This is a genomic window from Micromonospora sp. NPDC047753, assembly GCF_040642735.1.
GTDB lineage: Bacteria > Actinomycetota > Actinomycetes > Mycobacteriales > Micromonosporaceae > Micromonospora.
In genome coordinates, this window is the sequence record NZ_JBEYSL010000831.1 from 1 (window position 1) to 1,595 (window position 1,595).

The 1,595-nt window shown below is 71.5% G+C and carries 1 protein-coding gene; it reads right to left on the reverse strand.

Features of this window, described 5'->3' with window-relative positions; genetic code table 11:
* Positions 1 to 34: 34 nt before the first annotated feature.
* Positions 35 to 1,555: a cobyric acid synthase gene (locus tag ABZ749_RS34985; RefSeq protein WP_357235649.1), complete on the reverse strand. Its 1,521-nt coding sequence runs from the start codon at positions 1,553 to 1,555 to the stop codon at positions 35 to 37.
* Positions 1,556 to 1,595: the final 40 nt, after the last annotated feature.

Genomic DNA, 1,595 nt, shown 5'->3' on the forward strand with positions numbered 1-1,595 from the left:
CATCGAGCACCCTCCACAGGGGACAGTGCACCGGTCAGGAGGGTGGAGGGCCGGGTGGGATGAAGGGCAGGTCGGCGGGTGGGCCGGCTTCGATGAGACGCCAGAGGGCATCGGTGTCCAGGTGTTCCTCGACCAGGTCGCCGAGCAGGTCGAGCGAGTTTTCCCGGGCGGCGGCGAAGCTGGTGGCCGGTGCGACCCGGAACCCGCTGCGACCGGCCAGACGAGCGGCCTCGGTGAGGAACCACCGGCGGAAATCGTCAGACTCGAACGCCCCGTGCCAGTGCGTGCCGTGCACCACGCCGAGCACGGCGCCCTCTCCGACGCCGTCGTCGCTGGTCAGCAGCGGGGTCAGGCTCGGGTCGGCCTGCGAGACGTACCCGTGGTGGATCTCGTAGCCCCGCACCGGAAGGCCACCGGGGCCGGTGCCCACCGACTGCCGGACGGTCTTGCGCGGGGCGAAGGTGATGTCGATGGGCAGCAGGCCGAGCCCCGGCACGCTGCCCTGCCGGCTCTCCACCGGATCGTTAATGGCGCGGCCGAGCATCTGGAAGCCCCCGCAGAGGCCGAGCAGGGGCTTGCCGGCCGCCACATGGGTGGCCACCGCGTCGGCGAGACCGGTCTCACGCAGCCACCCGAGGTCGGCGACGGTGGACTTGGAGCCGGGTAGGACGACCAGATCGGCGGCGGCCAGTTCGGCCGGTTCGATGGTGAGGCGCACCCGGACGCCCGGCTCGGTGGCGAGCGCCTCCACGTCGGTGGCGTTGCTGATCCGGGGTAGGCGGACGACGGCCACGTCCAGCCATTCCCTGCCGTGCGGGGCGGCGGGTCGACCGAGCACCCGACCGTAGGCGAGTGAGTCCTCCGCGTCGAGCCACAGGTCCAGTGACCAGGGCAGCACCCCGTACGTGGGACGGCCGGTGACCTGACGCAACATGTCCAGACCCGGCTGGAGCAGCCCGAGGTCGCCCCGGAACTTGTTGATCACGAATCCGGCGATCAGCGCCTGGTCGGCCGGGTCGAGCAGGGCCACGGTGCCGAACATCGAGGCGAAGACACCGCCCCGGTCGATGTCGCCGACGACGATGGTGGGCAGGTTGGCGTGCCGGGCCAGCCCCATGTTGACGTAGTCACCGGCCCGCAGGTTGATCTCCGCAGGGCTGCCGGCGCCCTCGCAGATCACCACGTCGTACGTCTCGCGCAGCTCGGCCAGCGCGGCGTACGCGGTCTCGGCGAGCCGGGGACGCAACTGCCGGAAGGTGCCCGCGGTGATCGTGTCGACCGCCTCGCCCAGCAGCACCACCTGACTGGCCAGGTCGCTGCCCGGCTTGAGCAGCACCGGGTTGAACCGCAGGTCGGGTGCGAGCCCGCACGCCGCGGCCTGCATGGCCTGGGCACGCCCGATCTCGCCGCCGCGCCCGTCCGCCCCGACGACCACCGCCGAGTTGTTCGACATGTTCTGCGCCTTGTACGGCGCCACCTTCACGCCCTGCCGGTGCAGCCAACAACCCCCGGCTGGTCGCCATCGGCGCGGTCGTGATCGGCATCGTGCTGGCAGCCGCGATCCAGGCGCTGACCGGCTACTTCACCGAGACCAA